Source organism: Neobacillus sp. PS2-9 (genome assembly GCF_030915525.1).
GTDB lineage: Bacteria > Bacillota > Bacilli > Bacillales > Cytobacillaceae > Neobacillus.
The window spans coordinates 4,422,736-4,441,587 of sequence record NZ_CP133269.1; the positions used below are offsets into that span (position 1 = coordinate 4,422,736).

Below are 18,852 nucleotides of genomic sequence, written 5' to 3' on the forward strand. Positions count from 1 at the left end.
CACACTTTTATCATTTATCTACACAAATTCATTACTTATCTACAATTTTCCGCCAGCCAACACTACTTCACATTACTCCCCGTCCGCATCTTCTGTCGCAGCTGATATTTTAATACTTTTCCAGAAGCATTTCTCGGCAGTTGCTCCTCGATAAAAATCCGTCTTGGCACCTTATAGCCTGCAAGCTTTTGACGACAGAAGCTTCGCAGTTCCTGCTCGTCAATCACAGCCCCCTCTTTCGGTACAACGATGGCGCAGACTGCCTCACCCCAGACTTCATCCGGCAACCCGATAATCGCGGCATCAAGAATACCCGGATGCTCAAAGAGAACGCTTTCAACTTCAACCGAATACACATTTTCCCCGCCGGAGATGATCATATCTTTCTTCCGGTCCACAAGCGTAATATAGCCTTCCTCGTCCATCGTTGCTAAATCCCCTGTATAAAGCCAGCCATCCTTCAGCGTGCTCTTTGTCTCCTCCGGCTTTTTATAATATTCCTTCATGACCATCGGACTGCGAACAATAAATTCCCCAATCACGCCGGGCAACACATCAATTCCTTCTTCATTCACCACCCGTGTTTCCGTTAAGAAGATAGGCTTTCCACCTTTTCCTAGATGATTCTTATGTCCCTCAGGATCGAGAAGAATGCCTCCAGGTCCGGCTTCAGTTAAACCGCACAGGTTGTAAAACTGGTCTGTTTTAAATAGCTGCATGCTTTTTTTGACCAACTCAGGTGCCATTGGTGCGGCACCATACCCGACTCTCTTTATGGAAGATAGATCATAATCTGCTGCATTTGGTACTTGAAGAAGGAAGTTATACATAGCTGGGACAGCGAAAAGATGGGTAATTTTATGCTCTTGAATAGCTTGAAGTGTTTTTACTGGATGGAAATCTCGATGGATAATATGGGTCGCACCAAGTGCCACACCGGAAATCAAGAATAGGTTCAGCTGTGCTGAGTGGAACAGTGGTGCTAAATGCAGAATATGCTCATGTGGCCGGATTCCCATATTGATGATAACAGAAATGCCAACTTTAAAAATTTGGTCATGTGTAAATAATGCTCCCTTTGGCCGCCCCGTTGTCCCTGAGGTATAGAGGATTTCTAAGTCGTCCTGCTGAGATACTTCCACATTTGGTTCCTCTATGTTAGCGGATAGAATTGTTTCATACGAATAGTAGCCTGTTGTTTCTGGTTCACCACCAACGGTAATCACCAACCGAACACCCGCACCTTGCTTCGCTTCTGCAATGATTGACTCAAATTCCTGGTCACAAACAACAACCGCAGCGTCTGACTGCTGTAAAATATATTGAACCTCTGAAGCCGTCAGTCGGAAGTTAACTGGAACAGCAACCGCACCAATTTTGGCAGCCGCAAAAAAAGTAAACACAAAGTGATCCGAATTCTTCATCATTAATGCAAGCTTGTCACCTTTTTTTACACCTTGTTCCATTAAACCGTGTGCCAGTTGATTAACTTCCTCATTAAATTGACGATACGTATAGCTTCTACCTTCACATTCAATGGCCAGTAATTCAGGATATTTGCGTGCATTTTGCGTTAATAGGCTGCCGATATTCATTATTGGGATCCTCCTTTAATAAAAAGACTCAACCGTTATATATGCAATTTTTGTGCCAATATTCAGAAAAGTAGAATCAGAGGCCAATACAGGATTCTTCGACTATTAGTTGTATTTCAACCATACACAGACGACAATCTAATGTCCAAAAACTGGACACCATCAAATGAGGGAGACGAAGTAATGTATTCACGTCTCCCCTCACCACTTGTTGTTCCTAAGTCGGCAATTTATATTTTTTTATTTTTTCATATAAACCAGACCGGCTAATCCCTAGTAACCTAGCAGCCTTTACTTTATTTCCTTGAACTTGGACAAGTGCCTTTTTAATCGCTTCAAGCTCAGCATTTTCAACTAAGGAAACATTCACCAATGGTTCGAAAATGGTCACCTTCTTTGTTACATAATCAGGTAGGTCCTCATATTTAATTTTTCCACTTTCAGCAAAGGTCATGGCCCGTTCCATCACGTTTCTTAGCTCACGGACATTCCCAGGCCAATCGTAACCTAGCAATGTTTCTCTTGCCCTTTCCTCTATACCCATTATGCTTGTGCCCAAAATTTGATTAAATTCAATCATGAATTGTCCAATTAAATGGTCGACATCATAGAGGCGTTCCCTTAGAGGAGGAACGTTTAATGAAATCACATTGAGGCGGTAGTATAAATCCTCTCTAAACGTCCCTTCTTTGACCATTTCTTCAAGGTTACGGTTAGTAGCGGCGATAATTCTAACATCCACTTGAATTCTTACCGTTCCACCCACCCGATAAAATTCTCTCTCTTGAAGGACACGCAATAGCTTTGCCTGGAGCGCTAACGACATATCTCCAATCTCATCGAGAAAAAGAGTCCCTCCATTGGCCAAATCGAACTTACCCAGCTTCCCTTTTTGTCTCGCTCCTGTAAAAGCCCCTTCTTCATAGCCAAAAAACTCCGATTCTAGCAAATCCTCAGGAATGGCTGCGCAATTGACAACAATGAACTTTCCCGTACTTCTCGCACTACTTTTATGAATGGCGTGTGCAAATAGTTCTTTGCCCGTACCACTTTCTCCGCGAATCAGAATGGTCGAACGGCCTTTTGCTGCTTTTGCCGCACTTTTCTTCAATTTTTCCATATAGGGGTCAACGGTTAATAGATGGTCCCATGTGAATCTCGCTGATTCCGACTTCTGAAATTGTTGATGATAAAAGCTTGCCTTATTCTCTGCCTTCTGCAGCTTTTTGAATAGCTCGCTTACCTCGTTTAATTGCCGGAATACCACTTTGCCTATTGCCCCAATCACCCTTCCATCCTCTACAATCGGGATGCGATGAACGATATATTTAATGCCATTAATCTCTAAAAACCCGCTTACTTCAGCGGTTTCGGATTCATAAACCTTTTCTAAGTGAAGCTGTGGCAGTGCTTTCTCAGCTGGTTCGTGTAGCACCGCTTCGATTTGAAGATTGAATAATTCTAAAAGAGGAGGACTGACCATCTGAATCTTTTTCCTTTCATCCGTCATGACAATCCCGTCAAATGCATGGTCAATGGCTGTTTCCAATGTCCTTTTTAATGTTTTAATCGTTTGTAATTCCTGTGAGGTTTGTAAAAGTGACATGACCATATCTGTCTTTGTTAAAATACCAACCACTTGGTCTTGTTCATCGATAATCACACCTGTTCCAACCTGACTGGTTTTTACAATTCTCTCAATCTGTTCATACGGGGTATTGATATCTAATGTTTCAACCTGTTTTATTATGTATTTTTTGATGGGAGTGTTAAGGGGACATTCAGCTATGACCATTTGATATAAACTGCTACGAGTAAAAACACCGAGAAGCGCTCTGTTTGAGTCAGTTACTGGCAACAGGTTCCACTTCTTTTCTTGCATAAGATCAAGGGCTTCTTTAAGTGTCGTTACTTCTGTTACCCTACAATCCACTGGCGTAATGATATCTTTAAATTCAGGCATTTCGTCACCACCCTCTTTACATAGCTTTATTGTACCAAAAAAGAGTGATTTTTTTGACTATTTTTACAATAGACATTCTTTCATTGAATCTTTAAACAGGTAACCAAAGATGAAGAAATCCATTATAATTCTTTTTCATTAGCGGTAAAGCAAGGAATACCTCAACTATTGTCGAATTTTTAGATAATAGGTTATATCCTAAATACTAGAAATCTTTATAATATAAACAAATGAGGAGCCTTCCATAGATTCACGTAAGGCTCAAATGGGGGACCAATTATGAAAAAGTTGGATTACAAGCGGTTTGAAGAATTACTGTTTCGGGATTGCTGTAGAATGATTGAAGAATTTTCAAGTACTGAACACAACAGAGACGTCTATTCCTTCTGTATTTACACACAATTAGACCACGGCAATATTGTCCTATTTATCAACACTTTGGATTCTTTTAATAAAAAAAGAAGTAGTGGCGCCTATTACACTATTGAAGATCCATTCTACGGGCTTAGAAATCTAAAATACAGCATGAATGACTTTGGATTTCCTTTTAAGTTCTCCAAAGATATAGAAGAATTCGCATCCCGCCATGCAACTCAAGAATTGGATGAGTTGGAAGGATGGGACCCCCTAATCAAAGGCGCTATCAATGTATGCATTCAATTGGATGAACAATTCAACTTATTGAACCTGACAGAGGATTTTATTGCTTTTAACATCATTCACGATATGGATTATGATGAACAGATCAACCTTATGAAAGAAACAGTCCCGTTGGAAAAATTGTATGCTTCCTTTCCGGAAATTGCGAGGTTCGAACAGCTGCAATTCAACCTTCACCAAATGAGCAAGGAGGAACAAATGAATTATTGGATATCTGCATATGAGGACTTTTCAACCGATACAGAGGGTGAGAAAGTCAACTATTTAAAGGCGTGCCGACGGAATAAGTATGATGTTATAAATATTATTAAAAGTTTTGGGAAAGACATTTCACCCAAATTATTATCATTACTTCAGACGTACGGGAAAAGTGAGGAATTAAACCATGAGTTCGCCTCTTTACCAAAAGAGGAAAGGGTAAAAAGGGTAAAAGAAGATAAAAGTGGAACTCTTAGTGTATGGACGAAGGAAGGAAAAATCACACACGAACTAATTGACCTAGTTAAATCAACGGGAGACGAAGAAATGATAAAGCCCTTGCACGAGATACTACAATTTTGGTTTACCAAAACAATTGCCTATCCATATGACGGTATCGGTAGGAATGTTTCTCTTCTTGCAAGAGCGTTGAATTCCCTATCTCCTGGTCAATTTCCTTATCCTTCTATAGACAGTGGAGATCGATTGGAGAACTATCATCATTTTAACTTAAACCTATAATTCTTGTCTTAATCTTGCCAATCTCTGAATAAAAAATGACTATCAAGCAGTTTAAATTTGATAGTCATTTTTCTTTATATTTTTAATGAGAAACATCACTTTATTATTTCGGCTGCATCCTAATCGCTCCATCTAGTCTGATGGTTTCACCGTTTAGCATTGGGTTTTCAATGATACTTTGGACGAGCTGGGCATACTCGGTTGGATAGCCAAGCCTTGGTGGGAACGGCACCATTTTTCCAAGTGAATCTCTCGCTTCTTGAGGAAGAGTATCAAACATTGGTGTGTGGAAAAGCCCCGGTGCAATCGTCATCACACGAATTCCGTATCGTGCTAGCTCTCTTGCAATTGGTAAGGTCATACCGACAATCCCACCTTTTGATGCACTATAGGCAGCCTGCCCGATTTGACCGTCAAAGGCAGCCACAGAGGCAGTATTGATAATCACGCCTCTTTCGTTAGACTCATTCACTTCGTTGCTCGACATTTTCTCAGTAGCAATCCTAATCACATTGAAGGTCCCAATCAAATTGACATTGATGACCTTTGAAAAAAGAGCTAGGTTATGAGCTCCATTTCTGCCGATGACTTTCTCAGCAATCCCAATTCCCGCACAGTTTACAACCGTATTTACTTCTCCTAAAAAGTCAGCCGCTTTATTAACCGCTTCCTGGATGTCCTCTTCCTTCGTGACATCTGCCTTCAAAAATAAAACTGCTTCCCCTAACTCATTTTTGAGCCGCTTCCCATTTTCTTCAGACTGGTCAAAAATAACCGCTTTTCCGCCTTTGCCTACAATGTTCCGCACAGTCGCTTCTCCAAGTCCTGAAGCCCCGCCTGTAACTATGGCACGACAAGCTTGCATATCCATCCTAATAACCCCCTTAAAAGAATTCTATTTTGTTAAATTGCAAGAATTGTGCCAGTTGGATATCTTAAGGTTGGTAAAGCAGTTGTCTTATATTCATTTTTTTATATGTATATCGTTTGGACAGTTTTCACAAGAATATGACCGAAAATCGTACAGTTATAAAAAAGGTCAGGCCCCATTAATAGGAGGCTCTGACCTTTTTCTTAGAAACGATATTTTCCTGTGACGCAACCCGTTTCTTTTTTTCCATAATAAGAACTAAGGCAATAGCAACTAGTAGAAAAAGACTCGCAATCCGGAAGATCGACGCCGTATCTACAAACTGTGCAAGGGCCCCAAAAATAACGCCGCTCAGCCCGATCCCTAAATCAATGGATGAAAAAATCATTCCATTAGCTACACCACGACGATTTGTTGGTGTCATTAATAATGCCCAAGACTGAAGCGTAGGGATTAAACAGCCAAAGCCCAAGCCAAAAAGTACGCCTGCAACAGCAATCAAGAGGCTTGAATGAGCATAGGAGAGTACCCACATGCCTACAAAAGTAAGGATGGTACAGAAAAGAACCAGTCCGATAGGTCCCTTTTCATCAAACCATTTTCCCGCAATCGGCCTTGCAACTGTAGCCATCAACGCATTAAAAATATAAAATAAAAAGATTTGATCGATGCCTCTTTCTTGACCAAAGATGACAATAAACGTCACGATTTATCCGTAGCCAAGATTGATAATAATAGTAATAAACGCAGGAAACCAGCTTGACTTTTCAACTAATGACCCTACATAGGAAAACTTTAAGTCTTCCTTTTTCGTATGTAGGACAGCTTCAGGAGTTTGATACCGAACAATCATAAGCAAGACAATTGCAATAAGCCCTAATAGCGCAGAAATATATATGAGATTAGTAAATGTAGTAATTTTATATAAAAAGATTCCTAGACTTGGCGCAATAATCATCCCAATCGTAATCGACAGGCCGTAATAGCCCATCCCCTCACCTAGCCGTGAATTAGGAATGACATCGACTGCTGCCGTCCCGTTCACCGTAGTTGACCAGCCCCAAGCTAATCCGTGGACCAAGCGGAATAATAGAAAAATCAGAACTACTTGTGAAATAGGGTAAAGAATGGTAATGAGTAAGAGCATAATTGCGCCAGATATTACCAGTGCTTTTCTCGGTTAATATTCAAGCATAAAACCGATAAAGGGCCGGCTAATGACTGCACCAATTGAAAACAATGCCGTTACTAACCCAATCTCTAATCCAGATGCTCCAATTGACTTTATATATGGCGGTAGAGTCGGAATAAGCATTTGGAATGACATAAACACAAACAAGTTCCCTACCATGAGCATAATAAATGACTTCGTCCACAAACGCTCCTTCATCCTACCACTTCCTTCCATCAAAAAAGAACCTTCTCCGAGAAGATTCACATTCATTCATTTTATTTCGTATCGCTAAATAATAGCACAGAAGCTGGAAAAAGGAAACCAGAAAGATTATTCAAAAGAAGTTAATATTTCTACCTATTTACGTTATCATTAAATCAGATATACATCATACGAACGGAGGATTCATATGCAAAAAAGGAAGCTAGTAATCACCCATAATTTAGATCAAGACCATATCAATCTACTGGAAAATATCTTACCTGACTGGGAGTTACTCATCGGTAAGGACAAAGAAGTTTGGCAGGAACATTTGCAAGAGGCCGAAATTATCGCTGGCTGGAAAAAAGGATTGGAAGAAGAGATTCTTGCCCCGCAATCCAAGCTTAAATGGCTGCAAACCTGGAGTGCTGGTGTGAATAACTTGCCACTAGATGAATTAAACAATAGAAACATAACAGTTACCAGTGCCAATGGTGTTCATGCGTATCCTATTTCCGAAACGATTTTCGCCCTGATGCTAGGCCTAACACGTAAGCTGCATACATATGTCAAAAACCAGCAAACAAAAACTTGGCACCATGCCCATATGGGACTAGAAATGCACGAAAAAACAGTGGGGATTATTGGCGTTGGTGAGATTGGCAAAGAAACAGCCAAGATTGCCAAGGCCTTTGGAATGAACGTCCTTGGTGTCAGGCACTCAGGACAGCCAGCAGACTATGTTGATGAAATGTATACACCAGACCAATTAGACGTATTGCTCCCTAAGTGTGATTATGTGGTGGTGACGTTACCTCTTACGAACGAAACTCATCGGTTATTTAGTGCAGAACAATTTAAGCAAATGAAGTCTTCTGCCTTTTTCATTAATATTGGTCGAGGTGAAATTGTGGTGGAAGATGAGCTCATTCAGGCATTGAAGGATGGAATTATTGCCGGTGCTGGATTAGATGTATTTGAAAAAGAACCTCTCACAACAGAGAGCCCATTATGGGAAATGGAGAACGTCATCATTACCCCGCACACTTCCGGTTCTACTGAGCATTATAATAAGCGGGTCATTGAAAATATCCTTATCCCTAACTTAAAGGAATATCTAGCAGGAAACATCCCGCCAATTAACCGGGTTGATTTTACAAAAGGATATTAACAAAGGAGCAACAGCATGCAGCAAGTTGTAATTGAAAAAACAACGAAAAAGAAAAAACGCAGTGTAAAAGTCTTAAAATATTTAATTCCAGCCATCCTTATTTTCCTTTTAGCCGTTAATTTCATACCGGTTAAGCAAATAAGCCAAAAGAGCTTTTTCAAAAATAACCGGCCGTTAGTGATTGCCCATCAAGGCGGTGAGTTACTCGCTCCATCTAATACGATGGCGGCGTTTACGAACGCAGCAAATATGGGTGTGGATGTAATTGAGACCGATCTCCATATTACAAAAGATGGATATTTGGTTGCTATCCACGATCCGACAGTCGATCGGACAACGAACGGTCATGGATCGGTGGCAGACATGACATTGAAGGAAATCCAGAAGCTTGATGCTGGTTACCATTTTAAAGACCTTGAAGGCAACTATAGCTACCGTGGCAAAGGCGTCTATATCCCTACTGCTGAAGAAATGTTTCAGACGTTTGGTGATATGAGAATTGAAATGGAGATTAAGGACGACAATCCGCCTGAACGAATGGAAGAAATGGCTGCAAAACTATGGGCACTTATCGAGAAATATCACATGCAGGATAAAATTCTGGTGGCTTCTTTTGACCAAGTTATTCTTGATACTTTTAACAAGTATGCGAAGGACAGGGTAGCCACTTGCGGTGGAAAACAAGAGGTAAAGAAATTCGTTGTCTTCCATAAATTCTTCCTAAGGAACCTTTATCAGCCAAAAACCGATTCCTTTCAAATTCCCACCGCAGATAGCGGCTTTGATTTGACCGATCAGAAGTTAATTAACGGGGCACACCGACGCGGACAAGACATAAGCTATTGGACCATCGATGATCCAATAGAAATGAAGAAACTCTTAGATGCAGGTGCAGATGGAATCTTAACCAATCGTCCGGATTTACTTTTACAATTACTTGCTGAATAATAAGGTTAAGGGCTGCACCACTATGGGCAGCCCTTTTATAGTTTAATTAATATCCACCTTTTCAATATTTCTAAAGGATAAATAAGCGATTACGCAGCCAGCAAGAGCAAGGGCGATTGGTACGACAATGAACGAAAAAAGATTTATATTATCAGTATAAGAGCTCGAGATTGAAACCAAAACAATCGCTGATACTATCGTGGCTGGAACTGACTTTTTCTTCATTCCAAAATACAATGGAATTAATGCCATTCCTGTTGAGGCAACCGCGCCAAGGGTCATGCTAAGAAATCCATTCACTAAGACATCTGTTGTTAACGCCTTAGGTACAAAATGAAAATAGGAATCGGCTAAATAAAACATGCTGCCAACTAAGAGGTTTGATAAGAAAATCGTTAGGAATGTGAAGCACGCAACAATAATCAACTTAGAAATGATGATTTTCTTTCGATTAATCGGATACATAAACATCAAGGAAATAGAATTACTCTTATATTCATCAATAATGAGCCTAGAAATCAGCACGGCTGCAAAAATAATAAAGATGCTTCTAATAATACTACCAAATGCCCCGAAGGCCATGTCATAGCTAGGAAATGCGATATTCCCATCACTTTTTTCAGCAAAATACAACATACAAAGTACGCCCATAACAACCACATTAGCAATCAACACATTTTTTATATAAGAAATTAACTTAAACTTTTTTATTTCAAGACTGATTAATTTACGCACTAATACCGCCCCCATTAATAATTGTTAAGAAATAATCTTCTAGTGAATGGTTCTTCTTACTAAGTTCTTCAATCATAACTCCATTTAAAATAAGCGTTTTAGAAATTTCTGCTTGAGAGATTCCTGTTTCATAGATGCGGAAACGTCCCTCTTCTACTACTTTAAAATTAGTAAACTTAAGGACTTCCTCCAATACATAAAGGGCTTTTTTCACATCATGAACGGCAAGCTCAAGATATTCTGTATTTTGCTCTTGAATTTCGGACATTGGAACCTCTTTAATTAACTTACCGTCACTAATTACCCCGATGGTATCGGCAATCTGTTCAATTTCACCGAGGATATGAGAAGAGATCAATAGAGTCATGCCATATTCACGGCATAGCATTTGAAAAAGATTACGTAGTTCTTTTATGCCGACTGGATCCATTCCGTTAATGGGTTCATCTAAGATTAACAATTCCGGTTTGGTAATAATGGCACGTGCGATTCCGAGACGCTGCTTCATACCAAGTGAGAAGTCTTTAACTGGCTTATCCTCAATATTAGCTAATTTCACTAAGTCCAACGCTTGATCAATTGCCTTTTTGTCGTAGTAGCCCATATATTCGCAATGAAGCTCCAGGTTCTCTCTTGCTGTTAGTCGATCGTAGAAAACAGGATATTCAATAATGCTGCCCAACCGCTTTAGTACTTCATAGGACGTATTGGTAAGTTTCTCACCAAAGATTTCAATCTCACCGCTTGTCGGCTTCACTAGATTGGTGAGCATTTTCATAATCGTGGTTTTACCGGCACCATTTGGTCCGAGGAATCCGTAGATTTCTCCTTTTTTCACCTTCATATTGACATTTGATACAACGTCCTTGTCTTTATATGTTTTTGTTAGTTGATTCGTTTTGATGATGTAGCTCATTTCATCAGCTCCCCTTCGTCTTTAACTACTTTTATTCTAGTCAGTAGAGTTTTCTTTTTTATTAATCAAATCTTACGAAATTCTTAAGAAAGAAAAGGATGTCCCGGAATTCGAGGCACCCTTTGATGTTTAGTACATGATTCGATTGAGTTTTATAGTAAATGTAGTCTTTTCGTAAGGTTTACTGTTTAGAAAAATTTGTCCGTCCATTTTCTCTACTAGTCTCTTTGTAATCGTTAGACCAAGCCCGCTTCCTTGATACGATTTGTTTCGGGAATCTTCCAAGGTGTACATTCTTTCAAATACCAAATCCTTATGGAGTGAACTAATGCCCTTTCCTTTATCCCATACATCTACATACACAGATTTTTCATCCGTTCTAAGTGTCAGACCAAGCACTTTCCCCTCACTACCATATTGAATTGCATTAGAAATCAAATTATTTAAGATTCGGTCTAACTCCTCTTCGTTTCCAAGAGCATACAGATTTTCTTCTGGGATTTCGATTGCTACCTCAAACCCCTTTGATGTGAGGGCCTCATAAAAGTTTAATATATTTTTCCGGCAAATCTCATTCATGTTCACTCTTGTGAGTGGAATGTCTTTATCCCCAGATTCAAGCTTAGACAAATCAAAGAACTTCTTAATAAGTTCTAAAACTTCCACCGTCTTCCCATGGACTTTTTGCAAAAGTTCAGCCGTTTCTTCCTGGCTTCTATTATAGTCATTTAACATAATCTCAATGTAGCCAAGCACAACTGTCAGTGGTGTTTTCAAATCATGTGAGATGTTAGAAAGCATTTTCCTCATAGATATTTCCGTCTTATTGTAGTTTGCCATGATTTTCTGATTATGTTCCAAAAGACGATTAATTTGGATTAATAACTGTTTCATATCTTCACGATCTGTATGTAGTAGCAATTTTTCATCCGTTTGTTCATGGATGATTCGCTGCAGCTTTTTGTGGAGATACGTTAAATTAGACTGGTCATTTTTTTTCGACCGATATTGTAAAAAGTTTAGTGAAGCTAATCCTATTATGATAATGACTAAAAATATGACCATTATTTAAAATTCCCCGAGCTTGTAACCAATTCCCCATAAGGTTTTGATGTAATTAGGTGAAGAAGGATCATCCTCAATTTTTTCACGTAATCTTCTCATATGGACGTTGATTACATTTTCATCCCCGTAGTACTCATCATCCCAAACTAAGCTATAAATTTGTGCTTTTGTGTACACACGGCTAGGGTGTGAGATAAATAGTTTTAGAATATGAAATTCCTTTGATGTTAGTTTAATTTCGGTGCCATTCTTATGTAAGGAGAAATTATCTAAATCAAGAGTTAAATCGCCAGCCGTCAATACCTTTTTCTGTTGCTCCCGTTCGGTACGCGAATAGTGTGTCGCTCTTCTGATCGCCGCCTTCACTCTTGCCGTCAGCTCAATCATCGAAAACGGCTTAGCAATATAATCATCGGCCCCAAAGCCTAATCCTAATGCTTTGTCTAAATCCCCATCCTTTGCCGACATGATTAATACAGGGATCATGCTCTTCTCCCTGATAATTTTTAAAAATTCCATTCCATCAAGCTTAGGCAACATTAAGTCCAGCATAATCAAATCAAATGTGTTGCGTGAAAATACCTCAAGGGCTTCTTCCCCGTCAAATGCAGGTACCACCTCATAGCCTTCTTTTATAAATTGGCCTTTTACCATATCACTGATGGATGTATCGTCTTCCACTAACAATATTTTGTGTTTCATTTTATCCCCACCCGTTCATTCCATATGGTTTATTTCCATATTTTATGTCGAAATTCCTTCATATGAATAATAAAAACAAATAAAATAGATCTAGTCTAAGACTAGATCCGTTTTTCAACATCTTTTCTTATTGATTCAATTATATTCTCTGGTAGGTCGGCCGGAAGCGACGAACCCTCTTTAAATACCCAGGCATTCACTACTTCCAGATCTGCCTTTTTAAACGTAATACTGTAGTCATGATTTTGATAGGAAAAGTCCGCTGTTACAAATTCTTCATTATAAAAGTCATCATCAATAATCATATTACTAATTTCAAATGGCTTCACAGTTAGCTCCTTTTTGTCAATCGTTTATGTACTTAGAGTGAACCTTTTCCTCTTGTTTATTCAGTTAATTGAGCGGTCTCCAATAATTTTTCTCCCGCTTTCAATAACGCTAGAATAAACTCATTTATCTCACCTGTCAGGACTCCTCCGTGACCAGAACACATTGCCTCAGGATTAAATCTAGACAAGATTTCTAACCCACTAAGAAACGGAGGAAGATGTTTGTCTAGCACCCCGCCATTTCGTAAATACATCAGCCATTCCTCTCGAAGCTCAGGTCCCGCAGAGACTAAACCATCTGGTGATAAGGGGTCTCCAAAGAAGCATAGAAAATCTCCCGTAAACAAAATCTTAGACGGTTTATGATAAAAAATAACTGAACCTGGGGTATGATAGCCAACCAACTGACAATCAAACTCTCCATAATGTCCATCACTTGGCAATTCATATAAAAATTGATCAGGTTCAAGACATTCTATTGTTTCTTTCTCATTTAGATGAATCACTTTTTTTGCATGTTTAAAAATTGAGGCTGCTTGTACATGATCCTCATGCCCATGTGTAGCCAAGCAAAGAATCACATCATCGACTGACTTTCCAATACTGTGTAATGCCTGCTCTATGAACACAGCGTGCTGTTGTTTCCCCGAATCAATCAACGTAACCGATTGTCCTTCTACTATAAAATAACAGTTATTATACGAGCGCCAGCTCTCATCCCAAACTGCTAGCACATATACATTATCTTTTACCACTTTAAAAATATACTCCACCTTGTATCCTCCTAAAAATTCCTCCCTATTCTCTCTTATATATATTCCATAAAACCTATTCTATTTCCTTTTATCCTTTGCCAACTCTCTTCGATTGGCAGCTAGTGGAGGTTGCTCTAACCATCCATTTGCGATCATAATAATTGCTCCATCCTCCGAATACTTTAGAATCTCGGCATTTAAACGTGAATAATCAATGACCATGTCACTTCTCTGACTCTCAGCAATAGCGACTCCATAGTTTCCTATACCTGCATAAATCATCAGGTTAAAATGAAACATCATTAATTTATCAGAGAAAGGTGATTCAGTAGATTCCGTTACCTCATGGTCATAAGACATAGGAGCAGGAAGGGAATCCATCTCCAAATAACTGGTAAACACTTTAATGTGTTTCATGGCAATCTCTTTTCCTCTTAGGAAATAATTACGGACCTTTTTCGATTCCGCCACCTGACTAAAGCCAGTAGTGATACTCGTACCAATATGGTTAGACTGGATATTCGCGTATAAATTGGTTACCTCTGTTCCAGTCAGCGGTTCCCGTCTGCCAAGCCCTTCTAAAATAAAGGATTGTTTATGAACAAACTCTACCTTTTGGGGATAGGGAATCATTGGTGGACGAACAACTAACCCTTTTTCTAGTAGGATCCTTACGGTTTCGGTGTCTAGCTCAAGGGTTGATGTTAAGCACTTGGCATAGAATGAACGAATATCATGGCGATAGACATTCTGTAATATCCTGCCATATGTAATCAGACCGCCTTTAGCCATATTTCTAATATATTTTAAGTAAAAAATATCTGAAAATAACCGCTTGGCCTTTAAGTTTACATCATGGTCAGTAAAGCCTTGTGGAACTTTTATATCCTCTTTTGTAAAAATGTCCCGAATATGTTCTACATGTTGTTGCGACAAATCCAAAGAGTGCACGGCAACTTTTTTTATATCCTCATCATCTATGTGTTGTAAAAAATACTTGATCATGCAAATGGACATACTATCCGCAAGATATGAAGTCCACAAATAGGACAATTCTGCTGCCGTTAACTTAATATGTTCGTGATTTGCGCTCATCGAATACCCTCCTACATTTATCCATTAAGGAATAATATCTCCCAAATAGATAAATATATGAACATGCTAAAAAGGAGATGCCCGTAGACATCTCCTTGAATGATTAGTAAATCGTTTGCATCCCTTTTCCAGCCACGGTCATCCATTCGAATTGACGTAGTCTTGCTTCGAATAACGTCAATGGATCGCGGAACATTTCAGGATTGGTATTTAATTTGTTCAGCATTTCTTGGTTTGCGTGAATCTCGTTACGTGTTTCATCCACAGAACCATTTAAAATGATGGCCGGACTTTTGAAGAATAACGTGACATCCCGTTCCAAGGATTTTTCAAACAACTCAAAGGATTGGAAGAACTGCTGATTAATCGCCGTGATTGCTTCTGAATAATCCTCATTTTCTACAAAGGATTTATACTTATTGTAAAGTAATGCTTTGTTTTGAGAGATGGCTCCTAGTAGCTTTCCAGCACTTTTTAAAAGAAATTGCGACGGAGTCCGACGGAGGAGAATATTGACGGTTTCCAGCTGGAATCGACTTGTCATACGATCCGTATCGCGACGCCAATCATCCAGTACCTTAAAATCACACTCCAACTTGAGTCTCTCTTCCCCATACATTTGATTAAACCCTTCACCCATCTCATTTAAATATTCCTGACTTTGATTGAATTCCTCATGGCATGCCTCAATCCACTCTTGGAAGGAGAGATAAAAATTCGGCATCACCGTTTGTTCTAAATACTCTTGAATCCGTCGATTCATTTCTTCATTAAGCTCAAGGTGAATTTTACTAAAATTACTATCTTCCTTAATCAAAGAAGAACATTCCTGGAGCATTTTCGGAACAGTTGCTGAAATATCCTGCTGAATGGTTTCCTTAATCGCACGATAGGAACTCACAATAGCCTTCGTTTTCTGAACTTCAGTATCCCTCAGCTGATTTACGGCTCCATTTAACTTTATTAACATTTCTTCATTCCAGCGGATGGATTCAACTAGTTGATTCTCAACTTCAATCCGTTTTTGTAAAAGACTTGAAATCGTTGTCCGAATAAAATACAACAGCTTCGCCAAACGCTTATCTTCTATATTTCTAGTATATTTAATAGACTGAATAAATTTCGTTAAATCCTGTAGCTGTTGTTTTCGATCATATTGAGATGAAAAAGCAAAAACGTTTGCATCCGGTAGATATGAATGGATCAACGACCTGGTTTCATCAAAAATTTGAATAGCTTCCTGCTCATTGTCGATCGTATCCATCTTACTCAACAGAAAATGAACCGGTATGTCAGGTGCTAACTCTTGTATTTGGGTAAGGACTGTCCGTTCCTTCTCCGAAAACGGAGAATTAGCATCAAGTACAAATAGAATTCTGTCTGCTACATGAAGATTTCTTAATACCTCAAACTGTTCATACTGGTTCCCTTTTAATCCAGGGGTATCGATGAATGCAATTCTATTTTCCTGTAAAAATTGATTTGGGTGCCTAAATTCAATAATAGATTCTAAGGCATTTCTGCGTCGATCCATGCGTTCTTGGAAATCTGTAAAACCAGGTAAGATTGTGAACGTATTATCGGTAATTTCCAGAATTTCTTCTTCCTCTGCATCAGTAAACATAACCATAGAGGATGTTGGACCATCCTGTAACTCTTCTCCTAACACCATGTTAATAAAAGCCGATTTTCCGCTACCACTTAATCCGGCGATGAATATATGCTGAGTATCAAAATCACTTAACTGTTCAACGATCCATTTCACTCGATTATTTTCACCCATATCATGTGTCTCAGCCCAACTCAAGATGCTGTTAAGTAGCGATAGACACTCATCTTGCTCATCAAAATGTAATTCGGTTGTACTTATTAAATTTTCTGCCTCACTCACAATCGACCTACTGATGCTTTCCGGAAAAAGTTCATTCCACGAAAGAACTGCTGCAGATGAAATTACCACAGTTGAGGGGTCAGCAAGTCTGAGCCAATTCGTTAATAGATCTGGAATAAAACCTTGTAGCATTTTAATGAAGTATCTTCCCTCAATTAAGCTTAAATAGGTTTCCTTATGAAGTTGAGAAAGGACAGACCAGTTACTACCTCGATCAATATCGAGATTTAATAACAAGTGATTGATTTCTGTAATCCATTTAAAATAAGATTCTTCATTCTGATAACTTTTCCACAGTGAGGTGATAAGCTGTTCAAACCTTTTCTGATCGAGGTTAAACAAGAGAATTAACGCTTGTGAAAAATAACTTGGTTGTTGATGTTTTGTTACACCTTTATCGACATACGTATTTAGCACATCAAACCATTCTACCGATTCTGTGCGTTTCGCTTCATTTACTGCTAATTCAATCGCATTGGTCCAATCCTGCTGTTCCTCAAAAAAGGCGCGGGCAATTTCGGTCACATTTGGATAATCAGGATTGGCATTAACCGTCTTTTTAATGGTAGACACTGCTGCCTCTAATTTACCTCGTTCGATATAGAGTGAAAATAAATGTAAAGCAACCTCTGTATTTAAAGTAAGATTATCGGATTTTATGGCTGTATATATATCTTCTGCTGTAGATATTAGACCAAGCTCATTGTATGCATCTGCTGTATTTTTCTTAGCCCATGGTTCAAGTTCATCGGTGATATTTTCCCATTTAAAAATGGCTGCTTCGTAATCTTTATGTTGAAAATACACTTCACCCTGGGCAAAGCGAATCGATGATAAATCAGGAACATCCTTTTGCGCTTCCTCTTGAAATGCTTCACCCAGCACCTGAATCGGGTGAATATCCTCATGTTCATTAATGAACATTTTATAATAAGTCTTTTCTTTTAATTGCTTTTCTAACGTCATTATATTTCCCTCCAATTGCAACCACTCTATGTCATTCATATGAAAAAGAGGCACAATTATTCCATACAGTATTCGATGTAAGTTCAGAATTTAAGTCCTAATTATTAAGATTCTATCAGAGGTATTTTTTAAAAAGATGTCAGTTGTATGTCAATTTGGAGTCAAATGTAACTGAACATAAGAAGAATGGATTAATAAGACAGATGGGACCTTCTTCCCTTTTATACCACGAGCAACGTATAATAAAACCAAAGAATAGAAGGAGAAGTTCACTTTGGAAAAGGAACAAGCGATAGTTTTATCCGATTGTATTGAAAATGCAAATCACTTTATTTTTGAAATAAAGAAGCTTGAAACAGTAGGCGGAGTCTTACCGCGATTCCATCAATGGACAAATGGAAAAAATACATTAGCTGGATATGAAGTAAACCGCCTTGATAGTGATACAGGCTATTATTTTTTATTCATAGATTGGCATCGCAATGAAAACTACTATTTAGTGATTTATGCACATGATAAGTCCACCACCTGTGCCGAGATTCGGCACATTCAAGAAATTGATGGAGCACCACATTTTGTCTGGATGTATAAGCCGTTTAAACGTGACGGGAAAAACGACCAAAGAAAAGCCTTTTTTAAACAAATGTTTGGATCAACAACGGTTCAAATCAAACTTCCTTCCTCTCCGCATGAGGTGGATGACTTTTTGAACCAATTGTTTAAGCTCTGTCAAAACCGGATTAAAGCCGACAAGATTGTTGACGTATTTGACGTTGAAAAATTAGAAAAGGAATGAAAAAAATGACTACCTATAAAAACTGTCAAAGCTGTGGAATGCCTCTTGCAAAAGATGAACTTGGAGGGGGAACCGAAATAAATGGAGCCAAAAGCACCAAGTATTGCAGCCATTGCTATATCGATGGAGAGTTCACTTTACCGAATATCACTGTCGAAGAAATGAAAGAACGAGTAAAACAGAAGATTGTTGAATTTGGAATGCCTAAATTTATAGCGGGTATGTTTACGAGAAATATACATAAGTTGGAAAGATGGAATACTAATAAATAAGCAGAAAAGGAGACCGTCTTGGCCTCC

General features: G+C 38.8%; 16 protein-coding genes and 1 pseudogene. 5 read left to right on the forward strand and 12 right to left on the reverse strand.

The genetic code is table 11. The features are described 5' to 3' along the window. Positions 1-62 precede the first annotated feature (62 nt). Together RCG25_RS22115 and RCG25_RS22120 are read right to left on the reverse strand one after the other, a co-directional pair. On the reverse strand, positions 63-1,595 hold the full coding sequence (locus RCG25_RS22115; RefSeq protein WP_308080971.1) for an acyl-CoA synthetase: 1,533 nt from the start codon (positions 1,593-1,595) through the stop codon (positions 63-65). A 217-nt stretch (positions 1,596-1,812) separates the two neighbouring features. Further along, positions 1,813-3,558 carry a sigma 54-interacting transcriptional regulator gene (locus RCG25_RS22120; RefSeq protein WP_308080972.1) on the reverse strand — a complete coding sequence of 582 codons (1,746 nt, stop codon included), beginning with the start codon at positions 3,556-3,558 and terminating at the stop codon, positions 1,813-1,815. Between the two features lie 279 nt (positions 3,559-3,837). Between RCG25_RS22120 and RCG25_RS22125 the strand changes: the two genes are divergently transcribed. Then, entirely contained in the window at positions 3,838-4,938 is a 1,101-nt protein-coding gene (locus RCG25_RS22125) for a DUF4303 domain-containing protein (protein ID WP_308080973.1), read from the forward strand. A 103-nt stretch (positions 4,939-5,041) separates the two neighbouring features. Here the strand turns inward: RCG25_RS22125 and RCG25_RS22130 are convergent, their stop codons facing one another. Then, positions 5,042-5,809 (reverse strand): 3-hydroxyacyl-CoA dehydrogenase, encoded by a 768-nt coding sequence (locus RCG25_RS22130; protein ID WP_308080974.1) that lies wholly within the window; start codon positions 5,807-5,809, stop codon positions 5,042-5,044. A gap of 178 nt (positions 5,810-5,987) precedes the next feature. Beyond that, a pseudogene (locus RCG25_RS22135) lies at positions 5,988-7,199 on the reverse strand (MFS transporter). Between the two features lie 193 nt (positions 7,200-7,392). Here RCG25_RS22135 and RCG25_RS22140 point away from each other — a divergent pair. Both RCG25_RS22140 and RCG25_RS22145 read left to right on the forward strand, forming a co-directional pair. After that, complete coding sequence (locus RCG25_RS22140; RefSeq protein ID WP_308080975.1) at positions 7,393-8,355, forward strand: D-2-hydroxyacid dehydrogenase; 963 nt, start codon at positions 7,393-7,395, stop codon at positions 8,353-8,355. 15 nt (positions 8,356-8,370) lie between these two features. Further along, entirely contained in the window at positions 8,371-9,303 is a 933-nt protein-coding gene (locus RCG25_RS22145; protein ID WP_308080976.1) for a glycerophosphodiester phosphodiesterase family protein, read from the forward strand. 42 nt (positions 9,304-9,345) lie between these two features. Here RCG25_RS22145 and RCG25_RS22150 read toward each other — a convergent pair whose 3' ends face one another. From RCG25_RS22150 to RCG25_RS22185, 8 genes are all read right to left on the reverse strand, one after another. Next, the gene (locus RCG25_RS22150; protein ID WP_308080977.1) at positions 9,346-10,038 is read right to left on the reverse strand and encodes an ABC transporter permease; all 693 of its coding nucleotides are present in this window, start codon (positions 10,036-10,038) and stop codon (positions 9,346-9,348) included. After that, positions 10,031-10,954, reverse strand: a complete 924-nt coding sequence (locus RCG25_RS22155; protein ID WP_308080978.1) for an ABC transporter ATP-binding protein — start codon at positions 10,952-10,954, stop codon at positions 10,031-10,033. Before RCG25_RS22155 ends, RCG25_RS22150 begins: the two co-directional genes overlap by 8 nt. Before the next feature lie 129 nt (positions 10,955-11,083). Then, positions 11,084-12,019 carry a sensor histidine kinase gene (locus RCG25_RS22160; protein ID WP_308080979.1) on the reverse strand — a complete coding sequence of 312 codons (936 nt, stop codon included), beginning with the start codon at positions 12,017-12,019 and terminating at the stop codon, positions 11,084-11,086. Positions 12,020-12,022: 3 nt separating this feature from the next. After that, positions 12,023-12,721: a response regulator transcription factor gene (locus tag RCG25_RS22165; RefSeq protein ID WP_308080980.1), complete on the reverse strand. Its 699-nt coding sequence runs from the start codon at positions 12,719-12,721 to the stop codon at positions 12,023-12,025. Between the two features lie 101 nt (positions 12,722-12,822). Continuing rightward, positions 12,823-13,050: a hypothetical protein gene (locus RCG25_RS22170; RefSeq protein WP_308080981.1), complete on the reverse strand. Its 228-nt coding sequence runs from the start codon at positions 13,048-13,050 to the stop codon at positions 12,823-12,825. 56 nt (positions 13,051-13,106) lie between these two features. Beyond that, positions 13,107-13,823 (reverse strand): MBL fold metallo-hydrolase, encoded by a 717-nt coding sequence (locus RCG25_RS22175; RefSeq protein ID WP_308080982.1) that lies wholly within the window; start codon positions 13,821-13,823, stop codon positions 13,107-13,109. 60 nt (positions 13,824-13,883) lie between these two features. After that, positions 13,884-14,900 carry a DUF3231 family protein gene (locus RCG25_RS22180; protein ID WP_308080983.1) on the reverse strand — a complete coding sequence of 339 codons (1,017 nt, stop codon included), beginning with the start codon at positions 14,898-14,900 and terminating at the stop codon, positions 13,884-13,886. Between the two features lie 103 nt (positions 14,901-15,003). Then, on the reverse strand, positions 15,004-17,757 hold the full coding sequence (locus RCG25_RS22185) for a dynamin family protein (RefSeq protein ID WP_308080984.1): 2,754 nt from the start codon (positions 17,755-17,757) through the stop codon (positions 15,004-15,006). Positions 17,758-18,031: 274 nt separating this feature from the next. On the opposite strand from RCG25_RS22185, the gene RCG25_RS22190 reads away from it, so the two are divergent. Together RCG25_RS22190 and RCG25_RS22195 are read left to right on the forward strand one after the other, a co-directional pair. Continuing rightward, positions 18,032-18,553, forward strand: coding sequence for a hypothetical protein (locus RCG25_RS22190; protein WP_308080985.1), 522 nt, complete (start codon positions 18,032-18,034; stop codon positions 18,551-18,553). Between the two features lie 5 nt (positions 18,554-18,558). Further along, entirely contained in the window at positions 18,559-18,825 is a 267-nt protein-coding gene (locus RCG25_RS22195) for a zinc ribbon domain-containing protein (RefSeq protein ID WP_308080986.1), read from the forward strand. Positions 18,826-18,852 lie beyond the last annotated feature (27 nt).